This window comes from Serratia sp. AXJ-M (genome assembly GCF_046531865.1).
Classification (GTDB): domain Bacteria; phylum Pseudomonadota; class Gammaproteobacteria; order Enterobacterales; family Enterobacteriaceae; genus Serratia; species Serratia liquefaciens.
Genome location: NZ_CP059394.1, coordinates 5,178,266 through 5,199,205, shown reverse-complemented (window position 1 = coordinate 5,199,205; position 20,940 = coordinate 5,178,266). Strand labels below are relative to the sequence as shown.

At 55.5% G+C, this 20,940-nt stretch carries 22 protein-coding genes; 10 read left to right on the top strand and 12 right to left on the bottom strand.

The features are described from left to right. The first annotated feature begins 114 nt into the window (after positions 1–114). The gene (gene gltS, locus H0S68_RS24215; RefSeq protein WP_182823593.1) at positions 115–1,326 is read left to right on the top strand and encodes a sodium/glutamate symporter; all 1,212 of its coding nucleotides are present in this window, start codon (positions 115–117) and stop codon (positions 1,324–1,326) included. A 58-nt stretch (positions 1,327–1,384) separates the two neighbouring features. On the opposite strand, the gene recG is transcribed toward gltS, so the two are convergent. Genes recG through gmk form a run of 5 tightly spaced genes read right to left on the bottom strand, consistent with a single transcriptional unit; the run spans position 1,385 to position 7,251 of the window. Then, a complete protein-coding gene (gene recG, locus H0S68_RS24210; protein ID WP_410529061.1) occupies positions 1,385–3,466 on the bottom strand; it encodes an ATP-dependent DNA helicase RecG in 2,082 nt (693 codons plus the stop codon). Then, positions 3,463–4,158, bottom strand: a complete 696-nt coding sequence (gene trmH, locus H0S68_RS24205; RefSeq protein WP_020837654.1) for a tRNA (guanosine(18)-2'-O)-methyltransferase TrmH — start codon at positions 4,156–4,158, stop codon at positions 3,463–3,465. The genes recG and trmH overlap by 4 nt, the downstream gene beginning before the upstream one ends. Before the next feature lie 5 nt (positions 4,159–4,163). Continuing rightward, positions 4,164–6,275: a bifunctional GTP diphosphokinase/guanosine-3',5'-bis pyrophosphate 3'-pyrophosphohydrolase gene (gene spoT / locus H0S68_RS24200; protein ID WP_020837653.1), complete on the bottom strand. Its 2,112-nt coding sequence runs from the start codon at positions 6,273–6,275 to the stop codon at positions 4,164–4,166. Between the two features lie 22 nt (positions 6,276–6,297). Beyond that, on the bottom strand, positions 6,298–6,573 hold the full coding sequence (rpoZ, locus tag H0S68_RS24195; RefSeq protein WP_004953385.1) for a DNA-directed RNA polymerase subunit omega: 276 nt from the start codon (positions 6,571–6,573) through the stop codon (positions 6,298–6,300). A gap of 54 nt (positions 6,574–6,627) precedes the next feature. After that, positions 6,628–7,251 (bottom strand): guanylate kinase, encoded by a 624-nt coding sequence (gene gmk / locus H0S68_RS24190; RefSeq protein ID WP_041415115.1) that lies wholly within the window; start codon positions 7,249–7,251, stop codon positions 6,628–6,630. A gap of 274 nt (positions 7,252–7,525) precedes the next feature. On the opposite strand from gmk, the gene ligB reads away from it, so the two are divergent. Continuing rightward, the gene (ligB, locus tag H0S68_RS24185) at positions 7,526–9,229 is read left to right on the top strand and encodes an NAD-dependent DNA ligase LigB (protein ID WP_410529060.1); all 1,704 of its coding nucleotides are present in this window, start codon (positions 7,526–7,528) and stop codon (positions 9,227–9,229) included. 61 nt (positions 9,230–9,290) lie between these two features. Here ligB and H0S68_RS24180 read toward each other — a convergent pair whose 3' ends face one another. Beyond that, a complete protein-coding gene (locus H0S68_RS24180; RefSeq protein WP_020837649.1) occupies positions 9,291–9,908 on the bottom strand; it encodes a trimeric intracellular cation channel family protein in 618 nt (205 codons plus the stop codon). Between the two features lie 294 nt (positions 9,909–10,202). Between H0S68_RS24180 and H0S68_RS24175 the strand changes: the two genes are divergently transcribed. Beyond that, entirely contained in the window at positions 10,203–10,637 is a 435-nt protein-coding gene (locus H0S68_RS24175) for a DUF3574 domain-containing protein (RefSeq protein ID WP_261136775.1), read from the top strand. Positions 10,638–10,668: 31 nt separating this feature from the next. Here H0S68_RS24175 and H0S68_RS24170 read toward each other — a convergent pair whose 3' ends face one another. After that, positions 10,669–11,853: a NupC/NupG family nucleoside CNT transporter gene (locus H0S68_RS24170; protein ID WP_020837645.1), complete on the bottom strand. Its 1,185-nt coding sequence runs from the start codon at positions 11,851–11,853 to the stop codon at positions 10,669–10,671. 336 nt (positions 11,854–12,189) lie between these two features. Here H0S68_RS24170 and H0S68_RS24165 point away from each other — a divergent pair, with 336 nt between their 5' ends. Continuing rightward, complete coding sequence (locus H0S68_RS24165; protein WP_128865461.1) at positions 12,190–12,930, top strand: SDR family oxidoreductase; 741 nt, start codon at positions 12,190–12,192, stop codon at positions 12,928–12,930. Between the two features lie 91 nt (positions 12,931–13,021). Here H0S68_RS24165 and H0S68_RS24160 read toward each other — a convergent pair whose 3' ends face one another. Continuing rightward, positions 13,022–13,885, bottom strand: coding sequence for a YicC/YloC family endoribonuclease (locus H0S68_RS24160; RefSeq protein ID WP_020837642.1), 864 nt, complete (start codon positions 13,883–13,885; stop codon positions 13,022–13,024). 126 nt (positions 13,886–14,011) lie between these two features. Between H0S68_RS24160 and rph the strand changes: the two genes are divergently transcribed. Together rph and pyrE are read left to right on the top strand one after the other, a co-directional pair. Next, positions 14,012–14,728 (top strand): ribonuclease PH, encoded by a 717-nt coding sequence (gene rph / locus H0S68_RS24155; protein WP_012147518.1) that lies wholly within the window; start codon positions 14,012–14,014, stop codon positions 14,726–14,728. A 93-nt stretch (positions 14,729–14,821) separates the two neighbouring features. Further along, entirely contained in the window at positions 14,822–15,463 is a 642-nt protein-coding gene (pyrE, locus tag H0S68_RS24150; protein ID WP_020837639.1) for an orotate phosphoribosyltransferase, read from the top strand. 47 nt (positions 15,464–15,510) lie between these two features. Here pyrE and slmA read toward each other — a convergent pair whose 3' ends face one another. The 3 genes from slmA to coaBC all read right to left on the bottom strand — a co-directional run bounded on the left by slmA (position 15,511) and on the right by coaBC (position 18,022). Next, a complete protein-coding gene (gene slmA / locus H0S68_RS24145; protein WP_020837638.1) occupies positions 15,511–16,107 on the bottom strand; it encodes a nucleoid occlusion factor SlmA in 597 nt (198 codons plus the stop codon). 261 nt (positions 16,108–16,368) lie between these two features. Next, complete coding sequence (gene dut / locus H0S68_RS24140; protein WP_046374864.1) at positions 16,369–16,827, bottom strand: dUTP diphosphatase; 459 nt, start codon at positions 16,825–16,827, stop codon at positions 16,369–16,371. Further along, the gene (coaBC, locus tag H0S68_RS24135; RefSeq protein ID WP_170868566.1) at positions 16,805–18,022 is read right to left on the bottom strand and encodes a bifunctional phosphopantothenoylcysteine decarboxylase/phosphopantothenate--cysteine ligase CoaBC; all 1,218 of its coding nucleotides are present in this window, start codon (positions 18,020–18,022) and stop codon (positions 16,805–16,807) included. The genes dut and coaBC overlap by 23 nt, the downstream gene beginning before the upstream one ends. A gap of 180 nt (positions 18,023–18,202) precedes the next feature. On the opposite strand from coaBC, the gene radC reads away from it, so the two are divergent. From radC to mutM, 4 genes are all read left to right on the top strand, one after another. Continuing rightward, entirely contained in the window at positions 18,203–18,886 is a 684-nt protein-coding gene (gene radC / locus H0S68_RS24130) for a RadC family protein (RefSeq protein ID WP_020837632.1), read from the top strand. A 263-nt stretch (positions 18,887–19,149) separates the two neighbouring features. Further along, entirely contained in the window at positions 19,150–19,386 is a 237-nt protein-coding gene (gene rpmB / locus H0S68_RS24125) for a 50S ribosomal protein L28 (protein WP_004931195.1), read from the top strand. 11 nt (positions 19,387–19,397) lie between these two features. Then, the gene (gene rpmG, locus H0S68_RS24120) at positions 19,398–19,565 is read left to right on the top strand and encodes a 50S ribosomal protein L33 (RefSeq protein WP_002208990.1); all 168 of its coding nucleotides are present in this window, start codon (positions 19,398–19,400) and stop codon (positions 19,563–19,565) included. Between the two features lie 79 nt (positions 19,566–19,644). Continuing rightward, entirely contained in the window at positions 19,645–20,454 is an 810-nt protein-coding gene (gene mutM, locus H0S68_RS24115; RefSeq protein ID WP_122080471.1) for a bifunctional DNA-formamidopyrimidine glycosylase/DNA-(apurinic or apyrimidinic site) lyase, read from the top strand. On the opposite strand, the gene coaD is transcribed toward mutM, so the two are convergent. Next, positions 20,455–20,940: a pantetheine-phosphate adenylyltransferase gene (gene coaD / locus H0S68_RS24110; protein ID WP_020837609.1), complete on the bottom strand. Its 486-nt coding sequence runs from the start codon at positions 20,938–20,940 to the stop codon at positions 20,455–20,457.

Here is a 20,940-nt window from a genome sequence, read left to right as displayed (position 1 = left end):
TGTTATCAGCGTTTTTTACTTCTAATCCTGCACTCATCAAGTTTTAAAAACTAAGCGGTTTTCTCTAACTTATTATTTATTAATTGGATCTTTTCCCTTACATGGAGTAACTGGATGTTTCATCTTGATACTTATGGCACGTTAGTCGCAGCAACATTGGTTCTGCTCCTTGGGGGCAAATGCGTCACCAGCATCCCCCTGTTGAGGAAATACACCATTCCCGCTCCTGTCGCCGGTGGTTTACTGGTGGCACTCCTGTTGTTAGCCCTGAAAAAGTTCGTTAACTGGGAAATCAGCTTCGATATGTCGCTGAAAGACCCGTTAATGTTGGCCTTCTTCGCCACCATCGGTTTGAACGCCAACCTGTCGCGGTTGCGCGCGGGTGGCAAGGCATTAATGGTATTCCTGTTTGTGGTGCTGGGCCTGCTGCTGGTGCAGAACGCTATCGGCATCGGCATGGCGAAAATGCTGGGTCTGGACCCGTTGATGGGCCTGATCGCCGGCTCGATTACCCTGTCCGGCGGTCACGGTACCGGGGCGGCCTGGAGCAAGCTGTTTATCGAACGCTACGGCTTTGAAAACGCCACGGAAGTGGCGATGGCCTGTGCCACCTTCGGTCTGGTTCTGGGTGGCCTGATCGGCGGTCCGGTGGCGCGTTACCTGGTGAAGCACTCTTCCACCCCGGAAGGCTCGCCGGATGACAGCGTCCAGCCAAGCGGTTTTGAAAAACCGGAGAGCGGCCGTTTGATCACCTCGCTGATCATGATTGAAACCATCGCGATGATCGCCATCTGCCTGAGCCTGGGGCAGTTTATCTCCGGCTTGCTGAGCGGTACGGTATTTGAATTACCCAACTTTGTTTGCGTGCTGTTCGTTGGGGTGATCCTCAGCAACACCCTGGCCTTCACCGGGTTCTATACCGTGTTTGAGCGTGCGGTGTCGGTGCTGGGCAACGTTAGCCTGTCGCTGTTCCTGGCGATGGCGTTGATGAGCCTGCGTTTGTGGGAGCTGGCTTCTCTGGCGCTGCCAATGCTGGCGATCCTGGCCGTACAGACGCTGGTGATGGCACTGTACGCAATTTTCGTTACCTACCGGGTGATGGGTAAAAATTACGATGCAGCGGTGTTGGCTGCGGGCCACTGCGGTTTCGGCATGGGGGCCACGCCTACGGCGATCGCCAACATGCAGGCGATTACCGATCGCTTCGGTCCATCGCACCTGGCGTTTCTGGTGGTGCCTATGGTGGGGGCGTTCTTTATCGATATCGCCAACGCGATTGTGATTAAGCTGTATCTGCTGTTGCCGGTGTTTCCGACGATTGGCTGATTAAGCGGTCGTAATAACGAAAAAGGCGCCTATCTGGCGCCTTTTCTCTGCCTGAAAATCAGGCGTTGGAGTAACGTGCTTTCTCCGGTAGCCAGCGTTCAATCAGGGCTCTGGCATGCTCCGGGTACTGCTGGTGTATATGGCGGGCGACGCGTTGTACTTCCGGGATCATCGCCTGATCGCGCAGCAAATCCGCCACTTTGAACTCCGCACTGCCGGTTTGGCGGGTGCCCAACAGTTCACCTGGACCGCGGATCTCCAGATCGCGCTGGGCAATAACGAAACCGTCATTACTGTCGCGCAGCACCTGCAGGCGCTTTTGCGCCGTTTTGCTCAACGGGGTTTTGTACAACAACACGCAGTGAGACGCTACGGCGCCACGACCCACGCGCCCCCGCAACTGATGCAGCTGAGCCAGCCCCAGTCGCTCGGGGTTTTCGATGATCATCAGGCTGGCGTTGGGCACGTCGACCCCCACCTCGATCACCGTCGTCGCCACCAACAACTGCAGCTCACCCTGTTTAAAGGCCTGCATTACCGCCTGTTTCTCTTGTGCTTTCATGCGACCGTGCACCAGCGCCACTTTCAGCTCTGGCAGCGCGGTTTTCAATTCTTCCCAGGTGGCTTCGGCTGCCTGGGCTTCCAGCAGTTCGGATTCTTCGATCAGCGTACAAACCCAGTACGCCTGGCGGCCTTCTTCCATGCAGGCGCTTTTCACCCGCTGAATAATATCGGCGCGCCGGGTGTCTGGAATGGCAACGGTAGTGACGGGCGTTCTGCCCGGTGGCAGTTCGTCGATCACCGAGGTGTCGAGATCGGCATAGGCGGTCATTGCCAGCGTGCGTGGGATTGGCGTGGCGGTCATGATCAACTGATGGGCATGGAAGCCTTGTTCTTCGCCTTTCTCCCACAGTGCCAGCCGCTGGTGTACGCCAAAACGGTGCTGTTCATCGATGATCACCAGCGCCAGACCGGAAAATTGCACCTGTTCCTGGAAGATGGCGTGGGTACCGACCACCATGGAGACCTGCCCGCTGGCAATTGCCTCTTGCTGTGCGATACGCGCCTTGCCTTTTTGCTTGCCAGCCAGCCAGCCAACCTCTAACCCCAGCGGTTCAAACCACTGACGGAAGTTATTGGCGTGCTGTTCGGCCAGCAGTTCCGTTGGGGCCATTAACGCCACCTGCTTGCCGCGAGCGATAGCGCGCAGTGCTGCCAGCGCGGCCACCAGCGTTTTGCCGGAGCCAACGTCGCCTTGCACCAGGCGCATCATCGGGAAGCCTTTTTGCATATCGGCTTCGATATCGGCCACTACGCGATCTTGCGCGCCGGTGGGGGCAAAGGGCAACTGGGCGAGGAATTGCTTTTTAAGCCGGTCGTCGGGCATTAACGGCAGGGCCTGATAGCTCTGCGCACCGGCTCGTACCGCCAGCATGCTGAGGTTATGCGCCAACAGTTCTTCCAGGATCAGGCGTTTTTGCGCCGGATGCTTGCCCTGTTCCAAATCCGCCAATTGGATATCCGGCGGCGGGCGGTGCAGGGTATGCAGCGCCTGTGGCAGGCTCATCAGACCGCCGCTCAGTTCCGGCGGCAGCAGTTCGGCAATAGCGCAGGTATCCAGCAACTCCAGCGCCTGATCGGTCAGCTTGCGCAGCGTGGCCTGGCGTATGCCTTCGGTGGTGGGATAAACCGGTGTCAATGACTCTTGCAGCTCAACTTCGCTGCTTTCCCCTTGAATGCGATATTCAGGGTGAATAATTTCGGCGCCGTGGTTACCGCGTTTGACTTCACCGTAGGCGGTCACGCGACGGCCGGTGGCCAGGCTGTTTTTCATCGCAGCGTTGAAATTGAAGAAACGCAGGGTGAGCAGGCCGGTACCGTCGCTGATCTGGCAGGTTAGCATGCGCCTGCGTCCAAAACTGATGTCGGTACGCAGCACTTCGCCTTCCACCGTGGCAAAAATGCCAGGCTGCAGATCGTTTATCGGGTAGAGGCGGGTGCGGTCTTCATAGCGCAGCGGCAGGTGCAGCAGCAGATCTTGAATGGTTTCCAGACCAATCTTGGCCAGTTTGCCCGCCTGGCTGGCGCCAACCCCGGAAAGCGTAGTGAGTGGGACAGCATCCAGCAGACGGCCTTTCATTTGCGTACCGTCGCCTGCATGGCCGCCCACCATTCGGCATCGGCGACCACCTGGCCCTGTTGATCGATATGAGGACGCGGCAGCTTTTTACGCTTGGCCACGTTGGCCAGCACCGGGTAGCCGCCTTCAAACAGCAGACGTTGTTGCTCTTCTGCGTCGAGCATACTGTGCTCACGGCGATACAGGCCGGCATTTTGCCGCTGGCGTTGCGCTTCGTACAGGATCAAGGCTGAGGCAACCGACACGTTGAGTGACTGCACCATACCGATCATCGGAATAATGATGTCCTGATCGGCAAGCGCCAGCGCTTCTTCGGTAATGCCGGTTTTTTCCTGGCCCAGCAGGACGCAGGTAGGGCGAGTGTAATCCACTTCGCGAAAGTCTACCGCCCGGGCGGAAAGGTTAGTCGCCAGGATCTGCATGCCCTGGCCTTTCAGATGAGTTACGGCGTCGCCGATAGTGCGATGGGTTTGAACATTGACCCAGCTGTTGCTGCCGGCGGCGGAGGAAACCAGGGTTCGCATGCGTGTAGTTGGCCACACGGCATGCACCTGATGCACGCCGACAGCGTCGGCGGTGCGGATAATGGCGGAGACGTTATGCGGTTTGTGAACCTGTTCCAGGCAGACGGTTAAATCCGGCTGCCGGGTGGCCAGCATTTCACAAATCCGCGCATAGCGTTCAGGGCTCATAAGCGCTAATTTCGGTTACGGTTAACTTTAATGACATCCGGCATGATACGGATTTTACGCATAATATTTGCCAGATGGATGCGATCGCGGGTGGTCAAGCGGATAAAGGCGCTATAAACCCGGCCGTCTTTCTCTTCGGTATTCAGGCTTTGAATATTGGACTCAGCCGCATTGATGGCTGCCGTCAGGTTGGCCAGCGCCCCCTGATGGTTAAACATGTCCACTTTGATCTCGGCAATGAATTCCTGCTCGATGTCTTTATCCCACTCTACCGCCATGAACTTTTCAGGTTCTTTCTGGTAGCCGCGGATATTGCGACAGGATTCATGGTGGATCACCAGGCCTTTACCTGGGCTGACGTGGGCGATAATCGGGTCACCCGGAATAGGTCGGCAGCATTTGGCAAAGGTGATCAGCACGCCGTCTGCACCCTTGATCGCCAGATTACGAACGCCGGAAGAGGTGCCCAGATTGGACTGATCGCCCTGCAGGTTTTTCGCGACCACGACGCTCATGGCATTGCCCAGGCCGATTTCAGCCAGCAGATCGTCCAGCGTCGCCAGCTTCATGCGATCCAACTCGTGTTGGATATTTTCCGGCGGGATCTCGGCCAGTTTGCGACTGCCGCCCAACGCATGGTTTAACAAACGGCGGCCGAGACCAACCGAATCATCGCGCTTGAGGTTTTTCAACATCTGGCGAATTTTAGCGCGCGCTTTGGAACTGACGACAAAGTTCAGCCAGGCGGCGTTTGGCCGTGCGCCCGGGGCAGTGATGATTTCGACCGTCTGGCCGCTGGTCAGTGACTGCGACAGCGGGTATGGCTGACGATCAACCCGTGCGCCAACGCAAGCGTGGCCGATATCGGTATGCACCGCGTAGGCGAAATCGACCGGGGTGGCGCCCGCAGGCAATTCAACGATGCGGCCTTCCGGGGTGAAAACGTAAATCTCATCCGGGAACAGATCGGATTTGACGCTCTCAATAAATTCAAACGAGCTACCGGCGCTCTGTTGCAGCTCCAGCAGGCTCTGCATCCAGCGCTGGGCTCGGATTTGCGCGGTGGTGCCGGTTTCGCCCTGTTCTTTTTCTTTATAAGCCCAGTGCGCGGCGACCCCCATTTCGGCCATCTGATCCATATCTTCGGTACGGATCTGCACCTCTACCGGAACGCCATGCGGGCCGATAAGTGAAGTGTGCAGCGATTGATAGCCGTTGGCCTTGGGAATGGCGATATAGTCTTTGACCCTGCCAGGGCGCGGTTTATACAGGCTGTGAGCCTGACCCAGCACGCGGTAGCAGGTATCCACCTCTTTCACGATCACCCGGAACGCATAGATATCCATAATCGAATGGAAGCGCTGTTCTTTCAGGTGCATCTTGAGGTAGATGGAATACAGATGTTTTTCTCGCCCGCTGACGCGGCAGGGGATGCCGGCTTCGGTCAATCGCCCCTCGATTTCGGCGAGAATCTTCTGGATCATCTCTTTACGATTACCGCGTGCGGCTTTCACCACTTCTTTGATTACGCGATAACGGTTCGGATACAACGCCTCGAAACCCAGCTCTTCCAGCTCGGTTTTCAGGTGGTGAATACCCAGACGATGGGCCAGTGGGCTGTAGATTTCCAGGGTTTCACGCGCAATACGCCGCCGTTTGTCGGGGCGCAGCGAACCTAAGGTACGCATGTTGTGCGTGCGGTCGGCCAGTTTAATCAACACGACGCGGATATCCTGCACCATCGCCATGATCATCTTGCGGAAGTTTTCCGCCTGGGCTTCTTTTTTGTCCTGGAATTTCAGCTTGTCGAGCTTGGATACGCCCTCAACCAATTCGGCGACGCTTTTGCCGAACAGCTGTTCCATATCCTGATAGGTGGCCGGGGTGTCTTCGATGACGTCGTGCAGCAGGGCTGCCATCAGCGTCTCATGATCGAGACGCATTTCCGCCAGAATACAGGCCACGGCAACCGGGTGAGTAATGTAGGGCTCACCGCTGGAGCGTGTCTGTCCCTCGTGAGCATCACGTGCAACGAGGTATGCCTGTTTGAGGCGCTTAATCTGCTCCTCAGGCAGGTAACGTTGAATCAGCAGATTCAGGCTTTCAAACAGGTACAAGGCAGGCTCGCAGTCTAATTAATTAACGACGACCTTCAGCAATCGCGGTAACCGCTTGAATTTCTGCGGCTTCCTGCTCTTGCTGCTCCTGACGATCGCGAACATCGAGGATCTGGCTGGTGATCAGGCCTTCTTCGATTTCGCGCAGCGCGATAACGGTGTACTTGTCGTTTTCTTCCGGAACAAGTGCATCTTTACCGCCAGTCTGGATTTGACGTGCCCGACGAGCAGCGACCAACACCAGGTCAAAACGGTTACCAATTTTCTCTACAGCGTCTTGAACAGTTACGCGTGCCATATTTGTGCTACTCCACAGGTGACGAAAAGACTGGGCATAATACTGAAACTGTCTTCAGTCTGCCAATAGTTTGCTGATTAAAGCGTCATGCCGCAGTAATTGGCGGCCTAAACGCAGGCGTTCGGCGCGAATTATGGTTTTCAGATCGGACAGGGCCAGATCGAAATCATCATTCACGATTAAATAGTCATACTCCGCGTAGTGCGTCATTTCCGCCACGGCTTGCGCCATGCGTTTGGCGATCACTTCATCAGAGTCTTGTCCGCGTCCACGAAGGCGACGGCCAAGTTCTTCCTTCGACGGCGGCAAAATAAAGATGCTGCGCGCCTGGGGCATTTTGGCACGAATTTGTTGCGCGCCCTGCCAGTCGATATCCAGGAAAACGTCTACCCCGGTCGACAGCACCTGCTCAATGGCAGCGCGTGAGGTACCGTAATAGTTGCCGAACACTTCGGCGTGCTCAAGAAACGCATCCTGCTCAATCATTCGGCAGAATTCTTCTTTTGAGACGAAGAAATAATGATCGCCATGCTGTTCACCCGGGCGGCTGTCGCGCGTGGTGTGCGAAACCGAAACCTGCGTGTCGTACAGCGGTTGCGTCTTTAACAAAGCCTGAATCAGACTTGATTTCCCTGCGCCACTAGGGGCAGAGACAATATAAAGCGTGCCTTGAGCCATGATGATATTCGTTGATATGCCAATAACAGCGGATGTGTATTTTCTCCGCACAGTATACACGGCTAACGTGCCGGATGCAGCGTTAGCTCGCATTTTGCCCGCCCCTTTATGCTGAAAAAACCTCAAACAGGGTGGTTTGCGCAGCGTATCGCCAAATTTTGACGGTTTTCTGCAATGCGAGCGGGCTTTCTCGAGCCGCTGCGCAGAACGCCACATGGGCCATTGTCGTGCTTTCCTCTTCCGGTTTTACTGCCGGTTATCAGGGAGGTGAAAGATGCGCAAAAGTGTCATGAGAATAGGGATGATGCTGCTGTTCGGTTTGCTGTGCAGTGAGACTGTTCGGGCGCAAGCCTGTCCGGCGTGGCGCCCGGTGCGGATGCAACTGGAGATAACCGCCTTAAAAAACCAGCTTGAACGCTGGGACGTAGCTTATTACCAGCAGGGCAGCAGTTTAATTGAAGATGAAGTCTACGACAGTCTGCGCGAAAAGCTGCGGTTATGGCAGCGTTGCGCCGGGGCAGCGCCGGAGGAGGGGGCTGGCCCGCTTTTACCCGAAGGCAAGGTGCCGCACCCGGTGGCGCATACCGGGTTGCGGAAATTGCCGGATCTTGCCGCCGTCGACCAATGGTTAAAGGGGCGCAGTGATCTCTGGGTTCAACCCAAAGTGGACGGTGTCGCCATCACGCTGGTTTATCACCACGGAAAACTGACGTCGGCGATCAGCCGAGGGAACGGGCTGAAAGGCGAGAACTGGCTGGAAAAAGTGCGGACTATTCCTGCGGTGCCGGTCAGTATTAAGGGGGCCCCGCCAACGTTGATTCTGCAGGGCGAGCTGTTTCTGATGGTGAACGGTCATCAACAAAAGGTCAGCGGCGGCATCAACGCCCGTGCCAAGGTCGCCGGCGCGCTGATGAAAAATAAGCCTTCGCCGCTACTCCAGCAGATCGGGCTGTTTGTCTGGGCCTGGCCGAACGGTCCGCAGGAGATGGCGCAGCGTTTACGCCAGCTTGCTGAAATGGGTTTTCCTCTTGCCCTGACTTTTTCGCAGCCGGTGAAATCCTCGGCGGAGGTGCAACAATGGCGAGAGCATTGGCATAAAACCGCTTTGCCTTTCGTCACCGATGGTGTGGTGATCCATCAGGCACACTCACCCCAGGGGCTCTACTGGCAAGCCAGGCCCGGTGATTGGGCCGTTGCCTGGAAGTATCCGCCCGTGCAGCAAGTGGCGAGGGTCAATGGTATTGATTTCAATATTGGTCGCACCGGAAAAATCGCCGTGGTACTGCGGCTTGAACCCGTCAGGATGGACGATAAATGGGTGACAAGAGTTAACCTCGGCTCGCTACCACGTTGGCGAAAATGGGCGGTTGTGCCCGGAGATCAGGTAACCATCAGCCTGATGGGACACGGCATTCCACATCTCAATAATGTGGTCTGGCGTGGAACGGACCGGTCGCTGCCCAGTGCGCCGTCTGCTGAACGTTACCACGCGTTGAGTTGTTTCAGTTGGCGACCGGATTGCCGTCAGCAGTTTCTTGCCCGACTGGTGTGGTTGAGCGGCCCGCAGGGGTTAAGTTTGCGCGGCGTCAGTGAATCCACCTGGCAGACGCTGATCGATCAGGGGTTAGTGTGGAATTTGCTGGATTGGCTGTTGCTGACGCCGGAACAACTGATGGCCGCGCCCGGGATCGGCGGTAAGCGAGGGCAAAGCATTCACCGGCAATTTCAGCAGGCGCGACAACAACCGTTCGCGCGTTGGCTGCTCGCTTTGGGTATACCGCTCTCCCCGCAGCAAACGATGGCGCTGACAAACTGGCATCAGGTCCAGCAAATGTCCCCCGTGGCGTGGCGGAAAATCGTCGGTATTGGTGCAAAAAGGGCACAACAGATTGCCGATTTTCTCCAGCACCAGCCAGTCCTGGCGCTGGTCAGCACCCTGGGCTCACAAGGGATTGTGGGTTTTGCCGGCGCGCCTTGATGTGATGTTCCTCTTGAAGTCCATCAACAACGGGATTGCCTATGCTGTTATGGTGTCCTTATTAATGATCCGGATGCTGATAGTTAAACACCGGCAGACCCAGCCGAAAGCGCAGAGCAATCAGTCGGGCGCTGAGGCCGGCTACCAAAGTGATGATCACCACCATATTATGTGGCAGGCTGAAGTGTTGCAGACCGATGTACAGCCAGGCGGCGGCGAAGGAGATACCGGCGTAGATTTCTTTCTGGAATACCAAGGGAATGCGGTTGCAGAGCATATCGCGCAGAACGCCGCCGAATACGCCGGTGATCACCGCGGCAATCGCGGCAATGATGGCACCGTGGCCCATGTCCAGCGCGACCTGTGCGCCGATGATTGAAAATACAATCAGCCCAACGGCATCCAACACCAGAAAAAGACGGCGCAGGTGACGCATCAAGGGGGCCAGCCAGGTGGTGACGATCGCGGCAATGGCAACGATAACGATATATTCAGGATGTTTGACCCACCCCAGGGGGAAATGCCCGAGCAACATGTCGCGTACCGAACCGCCACCGATTGCCGTGGCAGAGGCAATAATAATGACGCCAAACATGTCCATTTGGCGGCGGCCGGCAGCCAGTGCGCCAGTCATGGCTTCGGCAGTAATACCGATGATATAAAGAATGCTCAATAACATAAGATATTCACAGGGTGGGCGGGAATGAGTGTCATGGTGGCAGGGTAATAGCCGCGAGGACATAGCACCACTGAGTTTTTCTAACCGATGGAAATTCGGATTACTTTAGTTAATCCATTTTTTGTTTTATTTGCTTATCCATTGCCTTTTGTAACCTTATTTTATTCAAGAAAGCATTAGATATTTCGCATTGGTTTCTATTGCTGACTATGCTTTTTGCATGCGATCCCGAGGCCGCTTGGCGGTGAGGGATCTCTGGCTGATGATGGCGTTTACTGAGGAACATGAAGATAAATGAAAGCTACTTCCCTACTGGCGGCGGCTGCCGCTGTGACCATCCTGTTGAGCGGTTGCGTTGCGCCGGTTCAGAACACCGGGCCGCAAAAATCGGCGACCTGCCAGGTTGGCGATCCTATGATCCAAACTACGCTTTATTTTGGCCTTAATCGCCCTGCGGGGCCAGCGATCGGTGCTGCCGAATGGCAGAGTTTTGTCGATCGGCAAGTGACGCCGCGTTTTAAAGATGGGTTATCGGTATTTGATGCCAAAGGACAGTGGTTGGGTAATGACGGCAAGCTGGCGCGCGAAAACAGCAAAGCGCTGATGCTGATTCATGCGCCGGGCAAGGAAAGTGAAACCCATATTGAGGCATTGCGCAGCAGCTATAAACAACAGTTTGCACAGGATTCCGTGATGCGGGTTGATGCGCCCGTGTGCGTCGCGTTCTGATAAGCTCCCGGCCCGCAGGCCGGGATAGTGTTTACAGTACCAGTCCGGCGATGGCTGCCGAAAGCAGGCTGACCAGCGTGGAACCATAAACCAGCTTCAAACCAAAACGAGAAACCACGTTACCTTGTCGCTCGTTAAGCCCTTTGATTGCCCCGGCGACGATGCCGATAGAGGCAAAGTTGGCGAAAGACACCAGGAATACCGACAGAATGCCCAGGCCGCGCGGTGACAGCTCCGTAGCGATTTTCTTCAGTTCGATCATTGCCACAAACTCATTGGCCACCAGTTTGGTCGCCATAATGCTGCCTGCTCGTAGCGCATCCGGTGCCGGGATACCGATCAGCCAGGCCAGTGGATAGAATACATAGCCCAGGATTTGCTGGAAGCTGATGCCGAACACGGCGGAGAACAGAGCGTTTACCGCTGAAATCAGCGCAATAAAGCCAATCAGCATGGCGGCGATAATCATCGCGATTTTGAAGCCCGCCAGGATGTACTCGCCCAGCATTTCAAAGAAGCTCTGGTCTTCATGCAGCTTGCTCAGTTTCAGTTCGGGTTCATCGTCCAACTGATAAGGGTTGATGATCGACAATATGATAAAGGTACTGAACATATTGAGGATCAGCGCGGCTACCACGTATTGCGCATCGATCATCGACATGTAGGCACCGACGATGGACATGGATACCGTCGACATGGCGGTGGCTGCCATGGTGTACATGCGACGCGGCGAGATATCGCCGATGATGCCCTTGTAGGCGATAAAGTTTTCAGACTGGCCGAGCACCAGCGTGCTGACGGCGTTGAAAGATTCCAGTTTGCCCATGCCGTTAACCTTGGACAGCAGGGTGCCGACCAGACGGATAATCAGCGGCAGAATGCGGAAATGCTGCAAAATACCGATCAGCGCGGAAATAAAGATAATCGGGCATAACACGCCCAGGAAGATAAACGCCAGCCCGTCTTTACTCATGCCACCAAACACAAAGTCGGAACCCTGTGCGGCGTAGGTCAGCAGCGTTTCAAAGAAACCTGCAACGTGCTTGATGACGCTCAGGCCGCTCTCTGAATGCAGGAAGAAATAGGCGAGTGCGCCTTCAATGACTAAAAGCTGAATAATATAACGCAGGCGGATTTTCTTGCGGTCATTACTGACCAGTAGTGCCAGGGCGATGATCACCACCAGGGCAAAAATAAATTGCAGAATTTGCGGCATAAAGAGTCCGTACGGCTAAACGGGCAGGAAAAAACACATTTAGCCACAGCTCTCCCGGCCTTTCATTACATTACGTGATAATTAGAACAAAATACTTTCGGTAAGCCGGGTAAGTTGCCGATTGTCATCCTCTCTTACTTATCGGCAGTTTTTCATAAATAAATTCAACGCGAATTTCACGGCGAGAGTCGCTTGTGAGCCGGATTTTTACGGCAGTACTATACTTCAGCCTTTGCGATGGCTTATAAATCGCAGGGTTATTTTGGGCTTCACGACACATCGCGACATCCGGTTCTATAACGGAGGCTTTATGGCCTTTTTGCTGAGGAGAAGTGTATGAGCCAGATTTCAGGCAAGGTTGTAATTATTACCGGCGCCAGTAGCGGATTGGGCGAGGCGACAGCTCGCCATCTCGCCGCTCGGGGCGCAACGGTGGTATTGGCAGCGCGTCGCAAAACGCGTCTTGATGCATTGGCGAATGAAATCATCTCGGCCGGGGGTAAAGCGCTCGCGGTAGCGGTAGATGTCACTCGCCGTAACGACGTGGAGGCAATGGTCGATGCCGCAATAACGGAATTTGGGCGCGTTGATGTGTTGGTGAATAACGCAGGGTTAATGGCGATAGCCCCGCTGAGCGCCACCCGGGTCGACGAATGGGAACGGATGATCGATATCAACCTCAAAGGCGTGCTGTATGGCATTGCCGCTGCGCTACCGGTGTTTGAGCAACAGCAGAGCGGTCACTTTATCAATGTCGCCTCCGTCGCCGGTCTGAAGGTACTTAGCCCGGGCGGCGCCGTTTACAGCGGCACCAAGTTTGCGGTACGCGCTATCTCCGAAGGCTTGCGTTATGAGGTGGGGGCACATATTCGCACCACCATTATCTGTCCGGGAGCCGTGGATTCCGAACTGAAGCTTGGCACCTCGGACCGGGAAAGCGTGAAGTTCGTTGAGGCGTTTTATCAACAGGCCATCCCGGCGGATTCCGTAGCGCGTGCCATCGCCTATGCCATCGAGCAACCGGCGGAGGTGGATATCAACGAAATTGTTTTGCGGCCAACCCAAGAGCTGTATTAAGCCGCATACCATCGCCGCGCCTTTTCAGGTGCGGTCTTCTGCGCCATAAAAAAAGCCCGCGGGTGCGGGCTTAAACGAATGAAGCAATGTATTACTCGATATTCTGGATCTGTTCGCGCATCTGCTCGATCAACACTTTCAGCTCGATGGCTGAAGTGGTCACTTCGGCATTGATGGACTTGGATGCCAGCGTGTTGGATTCGCGGTTGAACTCCTGCATCATAAAGTCGAGGCGACGGCCCACGGCTTCTTTCTTCTTCAGGATGTTGTGCGTTTCTTTTACGTGAGCTTCCAGGCGATCCAGCTCTTCGGCAACGTCAATACGCTGCGCCATCAGCACCAGCTCCTGCTCCAGGCGGGTGTTTTCCAGCTGCACCTGGGCTTCTTCCAGTTTGCTGACCAGACGCTCACGCTGCCATTGCAGAATGTTGGGCATTTGGGCGCGAACCTTGATTACTTCAGCGCTCACGCCTTCCAGACGCTGTTCGATCAGCGCTTTCAGTGCGGTGCCTTCGCTTTCGCGAGCCACAATGAAGTCATCCAGTGCACCATCCAGCGCTTGCATCAGCTGTGCGCTGATGGCGTCCAGATCCTGCTCTTGAGCAGACATCACGCCAGGCCAACGCAGGACGTCGATAGGATCGATTTCGCCTTCGTCGCTCTGCATTTTTACCCAGTTGGCGGCTTCAACCAGCTGCTTGGCCAGTTTTTCGTTCAGGATCATCGAGCTTTGCGCGCTCGGATCCAGCTCAAAGCGCAGGTTGCACTCCACTTTGCCGCGGGTCAAACGACCACGAATGCGTTCGCGGATCACCGGTTCCAGGCTGCGGAATTGTTCCGGCAGACGGATGTAGGTTTCCAGATAGCGTTGGTTAACGGAACGCAGCTCCCAAGCTGCGCTGCCCCATTCACCCTTGATTTCTCGCCGAGCGTAGGCTGTCATGCTGCGGATCATTGATGCGTACCCGTAATAGGAAAAGATGGAGCGATTATAGCGTTGGACCTTCGGGCAGGATAGGCATTACGTCACGAAGCCCGTATAATGCGCAGCCAATCGTTGATAAGAAGCCGGAGAGAGCCCATGCGTCCTGCAGGCAGAGCACCACAACAAGTTCGCCCACTGACACTGACCCGTCATTATACCAAACACGCAGAAGGCTCAGTGCTGGTTGAGTTTGGCGATACCAAAGTTTTGTGCACCGCCACGGTAGAAGAGGGTGTGCCGCGCTTCCTGAAAGGTCAGGGCCAGGGTTGGATCACCGCTGAGTACGGCATGTTGCCGCGTTCCACCCACAGCCGTAACGCCCGCGAGGCCGCAAAAGGCAAGCAGGGTGGCCGCACGCTGGAGATCCAGCGCCTGATCGCCCGTTCGCTCCGTGCAGCGGTAGATCTGAAAAAACTCGGTGAGTTCACCATCACTCTCGACTGTGACGTATTGCAGGCCGATGGCGGTACCCGTACCGCGTCCATTTCCGGCGCCTGCGTTGCGCTGGCCGATGCGTTGAATGCGCTGGTGGCCAACGGCAAGCTGAAAGCCAACCCGATGAAAGGGCTGGTGGCGGCGGTTTCCGTCGGTATCGTTAACGGCGAAGCGCTGTGCGATTTGGAGTACGTTGAAGACTCTGCAGCAGAAACCGACATGAACGTGGTGATGATGGAAGATGGCCGTATGATCGAGGTGCAGGGCACCGCCGAGGGCGAGCCGTTCAGCCATGATGAACTGTTGGCGTTATTGGCGCTGGCTCGAGGGGGCATCGATACCATCTTCCAGGCGCAGAAAGCGGCGCTGGCAGACTAATTTTTTAAGGCGACTCAAGAGTCGCCTTTTTTACGCCCGGCGATCGGGCGGCAGTATTAACAGATCTAACCGACCAGACGAGGAGAAGCAGTAATGAAAGCCTATCAGCGCCAGTTTATCGAGTTCGCGCTTAACAAGCAGGTATTGAAATTCGGCGAGTTCACCCTGAAATCCGGCCGCACCAGCCCATATTTCTTTAATGCCGGCCTGTTTAATACCGGGCGTGATCTTGCGCTACTCGGGCGTTTCTACGCTGAAGCTCTGATGGATTCCGGTATTGAGTTTGATCTGCTGTTTGGTCCTGCTTACAAAGGTATCCCGATTGCCACCACCACGGCGGTGGCTTTGGCAGAGCACCATGAGCGCGACGTGCCTTACTGCTTTAACCGTAAGGAAGCCAAGACCCATGGCGAAGGTGGCACGCTGGTAGGCAGCCCGCTACAGGGCCGCGTGATGCTGGTGGACGATGTGATCACTGCCGGTACGGCTATCCGTGAATCCATGGAAATCATCGGTGCCAGCGGCGCAACGTTGGCCGGCGTGCTGATTTCACTCGATCGTCAGGAACGAGGTCGTGCGGATATTTCGGCCATTCAAGAAGTTGAGCGTGACTATCACTGCAAGGTGATTTCCATCGTGACGCTGAAGGATTTGATTGTTTATCTCGAAGAAAAGCCAGAAATGGCGGATCACCTGGCGGCGGTGCGCGCCTATCGTGAGCAGTACGGGGTCTAACTCAGTATCTACGTTACCGGGCGCGTAAAATGCGCCCGGTAACGGGTTTATTGCAGCTGTGCCGCCAGCAGTGGCCAGCGGCCATCGAACTCTTGGGTTGGGCGATAGCGGAATTCAGATCGCACGTAGCGCGACAGCATCCCCTCGCAGAACGCCAGCAGCTGGCTTGCCAGCAGCGTTTCGTCCACGATAAAGCCTTTGCCTTCCCGCAGTTTTCGCTCTTTCAGTACCTGACGCAATTGCGCTTCAATGCGTTCAAACAGCTGGTTGATGCGGCCTTGCAGGCGATCCTGTTCAAACATCAGCGCATGGCCGGTCATGATTCGCGTCAGGCCAGGGTTGCGTTCGGCGAACCCCAATACCAGCAGCAAAATCAGGCGCAGACGGTTAAAGGTCTCTTTTTCATCCTGCAAAATCAGGTTGATGCGCGTGATCAGGCTGTCTTCAATAAACTCGATCAGGCTGTCGAACATCCGTGTTTTGCTGGGAAAGTGCCGGTACAGTGCAGCTTCGGAGACTCCGACGTTAGCGGCAAGTTTAGCGGTGGTAATACGCTGGCTACCGTCGCTGGACTCCAGCATCTGGGCTAAGGCCTGCAGTATTTCCTCGCGCCGATTCCTTTTGATATTTTCTTTTTCTGCCATGTCTGATTAGACCCTTGCTAAAACTGCTTAGACTTTCGGAAACCCGGGCACCGGCCGTTGCAGAGAAAGCTCTGTGCGGCTTATGTGATAGCTTTTTTTACGATGCTGGGGTCAGCGGCCTTAACGACCTGTATTCTCCGTGCGCCCTGGTGTGCGCTGTAATCGTAGTCGGCCAAATCTTGCCATGGAGCCGTCCTTCTCTCCGGGGTAGCAAGATTTAAGGCGACAATTCCTTGTCGTCGGTCAGGTATCAGGCAGCGCTTAGTGGCGGCCGGAGTGGCCAAAGCCACCGGCACCGCGTTCGCTGCTGTCGAACTCTTCTACCAGATTGAATTCAGCCTGAACTACCGGCACGAACACCATCTGCGCGATACGTTCACCTGGCTCAATAGTGAAGGATTTCTGACCACGGTTCCAGACGGAAACCATCAGCTGGCCCTGGTAGTCGGAGTCGATCAGGCCGACCAGATTGCCCAGTACCACACCGTGTTTATGGCCCAGACCGGAACGCGGCAGGATCACTGCGGCAAGATCGGTGTCGGCAATATGAATAGCCAGGCCCGTTGGCAGCAGCGTGGTTTCACCCGGCGCCAACTCGACAGCGCTGTCCAGGCAGGCACGTAGATCAAGGCCTGCGGAACCTGGGGTGGCGTAGGTCGGTAAAGGGAAGTCCTTCCCGATACGCGGGTCGAGGATTTTAACGTCGATTTTTTTCATCATAACGGCTGACTATCTCGTCTATTAAACGTTGGCCAAGGAGTGCCTTGTCGCTCAGCGGCAGGCGCTTTTCTCCATTCTGCCAAAAAAGGTGCAAGGCATTGGTGTCACTGTTAAACCCATGCTCTGCAAGCGATACATCGTTAGCGCAAATTAAATCCAGTTTCTTACGCGCCAGTTTTTGTCGCGCGTATTCTTCCACATTCTGGGTTTCGGCAGCAAACCCCACGACAAAAGGCCGATTTTTGGTCATCGCGGCGACGCCGGCAACGATATCGGGGTTTTTTACCATTTTGAGGATGATTTCATCACCCTGTTTTTTTATTTTTTCATCGGAAATCTGCTCGGCGCGGTAATCGGCCACGGCAGCGCAAGATATAAAAATATCCTGTTGGCCGGCGCTTTGCTGGACCGCCTGCTCCATTTCCAATGCGCTGATCACATCTACACGGGTGACCGATGGCGGCGTCGGCAGAGTGACCGGCCCTGCGATCAGCGTGACCTGCGCACCGCGTGCGGCGGCGGCGGCGGCGATGGCAAAGCCCATCTTGCCGGAGCTGTGGTTGCTGATGAAACGAACCGGATCCAGCGCTTCGCGCGTGGGGCCGGCGGTGAGCATAATCTTTAAATGTTTCAGATCTTGCGGTGCGGAGAAATGGCTGTTCGCCAGTTCGACGATTTCCAGCGGATCGAGCATGCGGCCTGGGCCGACGTCGCCACAGGCTTGACTGCCGCTGTCAGGCCCCCAGAGCAGCATACCGCGCGCTTGTAGCGTCTGCAGATTGGCCTGGGTGGCGACGGCGCGGTACATTTGCTGGTTCATGGCGGGTGCGGCAGCGATCGGTGCCGCCGTGGCCAGGCAGACGGTGGTCAGCAGATCGTTGGCCATTCCGGCGGCGACGCGCGCCAGCAGATCGGCGGTAGCCGGCGCCAGAATCACCAGGTCCGCCCATTTGCCGAGCTCAATATGACCCATTGCAGCTTCGGCGGCGGGATCCAGCAGATCGTCCGAGACCGGGTAGCCGGAAACGGCCTGCAGCGTCAGCGGCGTGATAAAGGCTCTCGCCGCGCCTGTCATTATCACACGCACTTCCGCGCCTCTGTCACGCAGGCGGCGTACCAGTTCTGGGCATTTGTATGCGGCGATACCGCCACTGATGCCAAGCACAATATGTTTGCCGGAAAGTCCCGTCATCATGATTGTCCGATTGAATCCGAAAGATGTGCCATTTTAGCATAACCGTCCGACAGGTGAGTGATTCCGCTGCGCCTGCAACGCGTTACATTGTGCTTTGCGCAGCACTTCGCAATGTTATCAAACACCTGTCGTGAGCTGCTTCGCTGCGTGGCATGCTGTGGCGTTTTCGGGAGGGTGTTAATGAGCAGTCAGGTAATCACCCTGTGGCAGGATACATTGGCGCCACGGGAAAAATTGTTGCGTTACGGGGCGTCGGCATTGTCCGATGCGGAGCTGCTGGCCATTTTCCTGCGCACCGGCTTTCCCGGCGTGCACGTTATGCAACTGGCAGAGCAATTATTGGCGCAGTTTGGCTCGCTGTATCACCTGATGTCGGCAGACCATTCGGTTTTTTGCAGTCACAAGGGGCTGGGTAATTCCAGTTATGCCCAACTGCAGGCGATTTCGGAGCTGGCGTTCCGCTTCTTTTCCAGTCATCTGGCACAGGAAAATGCCATGCTCAACCCCAGGATGACCCAGCATTATCTGCAAAGTTTGCTGGCGCACCATGAGCGGGAAGTGTTTTTGGTATTGTTTTTAGACAATCAGCACCGTGTTATTCGCCATCAGGAGATGTTTGCTGGTACCATCAGCAGCGTCGTCGTACACCCGAGAGAAATTGTGCGTGAAGCGTTGAAGGCTAATGCGGCCGCCATTATTCTGGCGCATAATCATCCTTCGGGTAAGGCTGAACCCAGCCACGCCGACCGTTTGATAACTGAGCAAGTGGTTAATGCCTGCCTGTTATTGGAGATCCGAGTGCTCGATCATTTGGTTATAGGTCGGGGTGAATGCGTCTCTTTTGCCGAACGCGGATGGCTTTAAGCGATTTTTTCGCGATCCTTATGGGATCTTTAGCTGTTCGGGACTTGAGCACTTACGCTTCAGAGCGTATACTACGCCACCTTTGAGAATCTTGGGTTTGGCGCAAGAGCCTATCTCAGCAGGTTTCTAACCTGATGTGTGGTTTCTGACCTGATGACGAGAGTCTCCTCAGTATGAAGTTTGCTGAGATGGGCTCTAAAAGCCTGACGAGGCGGCCATACCCTATACGAAGCTCGAGCTGATTTGATTTTTGGAGAATAGACATGTCCCGAGTCTGCCAAGTTACTGGCAAGCGCCCGGTGAGCGGTAACAACCGTTCCCACGCAATGAACGCGACCAAACGCCGTTTTCTGCCGAACCTGCACTCACACCGTTTTTGGGTTGAGGCTGAGAAGCGCTTTGTAACTCTGCGTGTATCTGCTAAAGGTATGCGTGTTATCGATAAGAAGGGTATTGAGACGGTCTTGGCCGATCTGCGTGCCCGTGGTGAGAAGTATTAAGGAACTGAATCATGGCTAAAGGTGTTCGCGAGAAGATCAAGCTGGTTTCTTCTGCTGGTACTGGTCACTTCTATACCACCACGAAGAACAAGCGTACTAAGCCGGAAAAATTGGAACTGAAGAAATTCGATCCAGTTGTCCGTCAACACGTACTGTACAAAGAAGCTAAAATTAAATAATTTTAGTGGATTAATAAAAACCCGGCCTCGGCCGGGTTTTTTGTTTTATAAAGGTAGGAAATCAACGGGAGAGCGCCAGATGCCTGAATTACCAGAAGTTGAAACCAGCCGACGCGGGATTGAACCTTATCTCGTCGGTCACAGCATTCAATATGCGGTGGTGCGGAATGCCCGTCTGCGCTGGCCGGTTTCCGAGCAAATTCTGGCGCTGAGCGACCAACCGGTGCGCAGCGTGCAACGCCGTGCCAAGTATCTGCTGATTGAACTGGACCACGGTTGGATTATCGTTCACCTGGGCATGTCCGGCAGCCTGCGCATGCTGGCTGAGGAAACCGAAGCCGGCAAGCACGACCACGTCGATCTGGTGATCAGCAATGGCATGACACTGCGCTATACCGATCCCCGCCGTTTTGGCGCCTGGTTATGGTGCGAGGATCTGGCGGCCAGCAACGTGCTGGCGCACCTGGGGCCGGAACCGCTAAGCGAAGCCTTTAACGGCGCTTACCTGTACGAAAAGTCACGCAGCAAGCGCACGCTGATCAAACCCTGGTTGATGGATAACAAGTTGGTGGTCGGGGTAGGCAACATCTACGCCAGTGAATCGCTGTTTACCGCCGGGATCTTGCCAGACCGTCCAGCGGGCTCGCTGAGCAAAGCAGAGGCGGAGTTATTGGCGGAGACCATCAAGGCGGTGTTGCTGCGTTCAATCGAACAGGGGGGCACCACGCTGCGCGATTTCCTGCAGTCAGACGGTAAACCGGGTTATTTCGCGCAGGAGTTGCAGGTGTACGGCCGTGCGGGGGAGCCTTGTCGCGCATGCGGCACGCCGATTGAGTCTGCGAAACACGGGCAGCGCAGCACATTTTTCTGCCGTCGCTGCCAGCGCTGATTAGTGTTCGGCGAGCTTTTCGAACAGTGCCTGAGTGACTACGGCCGGCAGGAAAGGTGAGATATCGCCGCCGTGCCGTGCGACTTCCTTCACCAGGGTGGAGGAGATGAACGACCACTCTTCGGAAGGCATCAGAAACACGCTTTCCAATGTCGGCATTAAATGGCGGTTCATGTTCGCCAACTGCAATTCATATTCAAAATCAGAGACCGCACGCAAGCCGCGTACCAGAATATTGGCATTCTGATGGGCGGCAAAGTGTGCCATCAGTTCACTGAACCCCAGCACTTCCACGTTATCCAGATGCGACGTCACCTGGCTGGCCAAGGCTACGCGCTCATCCAGCGTGAACAGCGGCTTTTTGCTCGGGCTGGCGGCGATGGCCAGGATGACGTGATCGAACATCAAAGATGCGCGTGTCACCAAATCCAGGTGGCCGTTAGTCATGGGATCGAAAGTACCGGGATAAATGGCTTTACGGGTCAT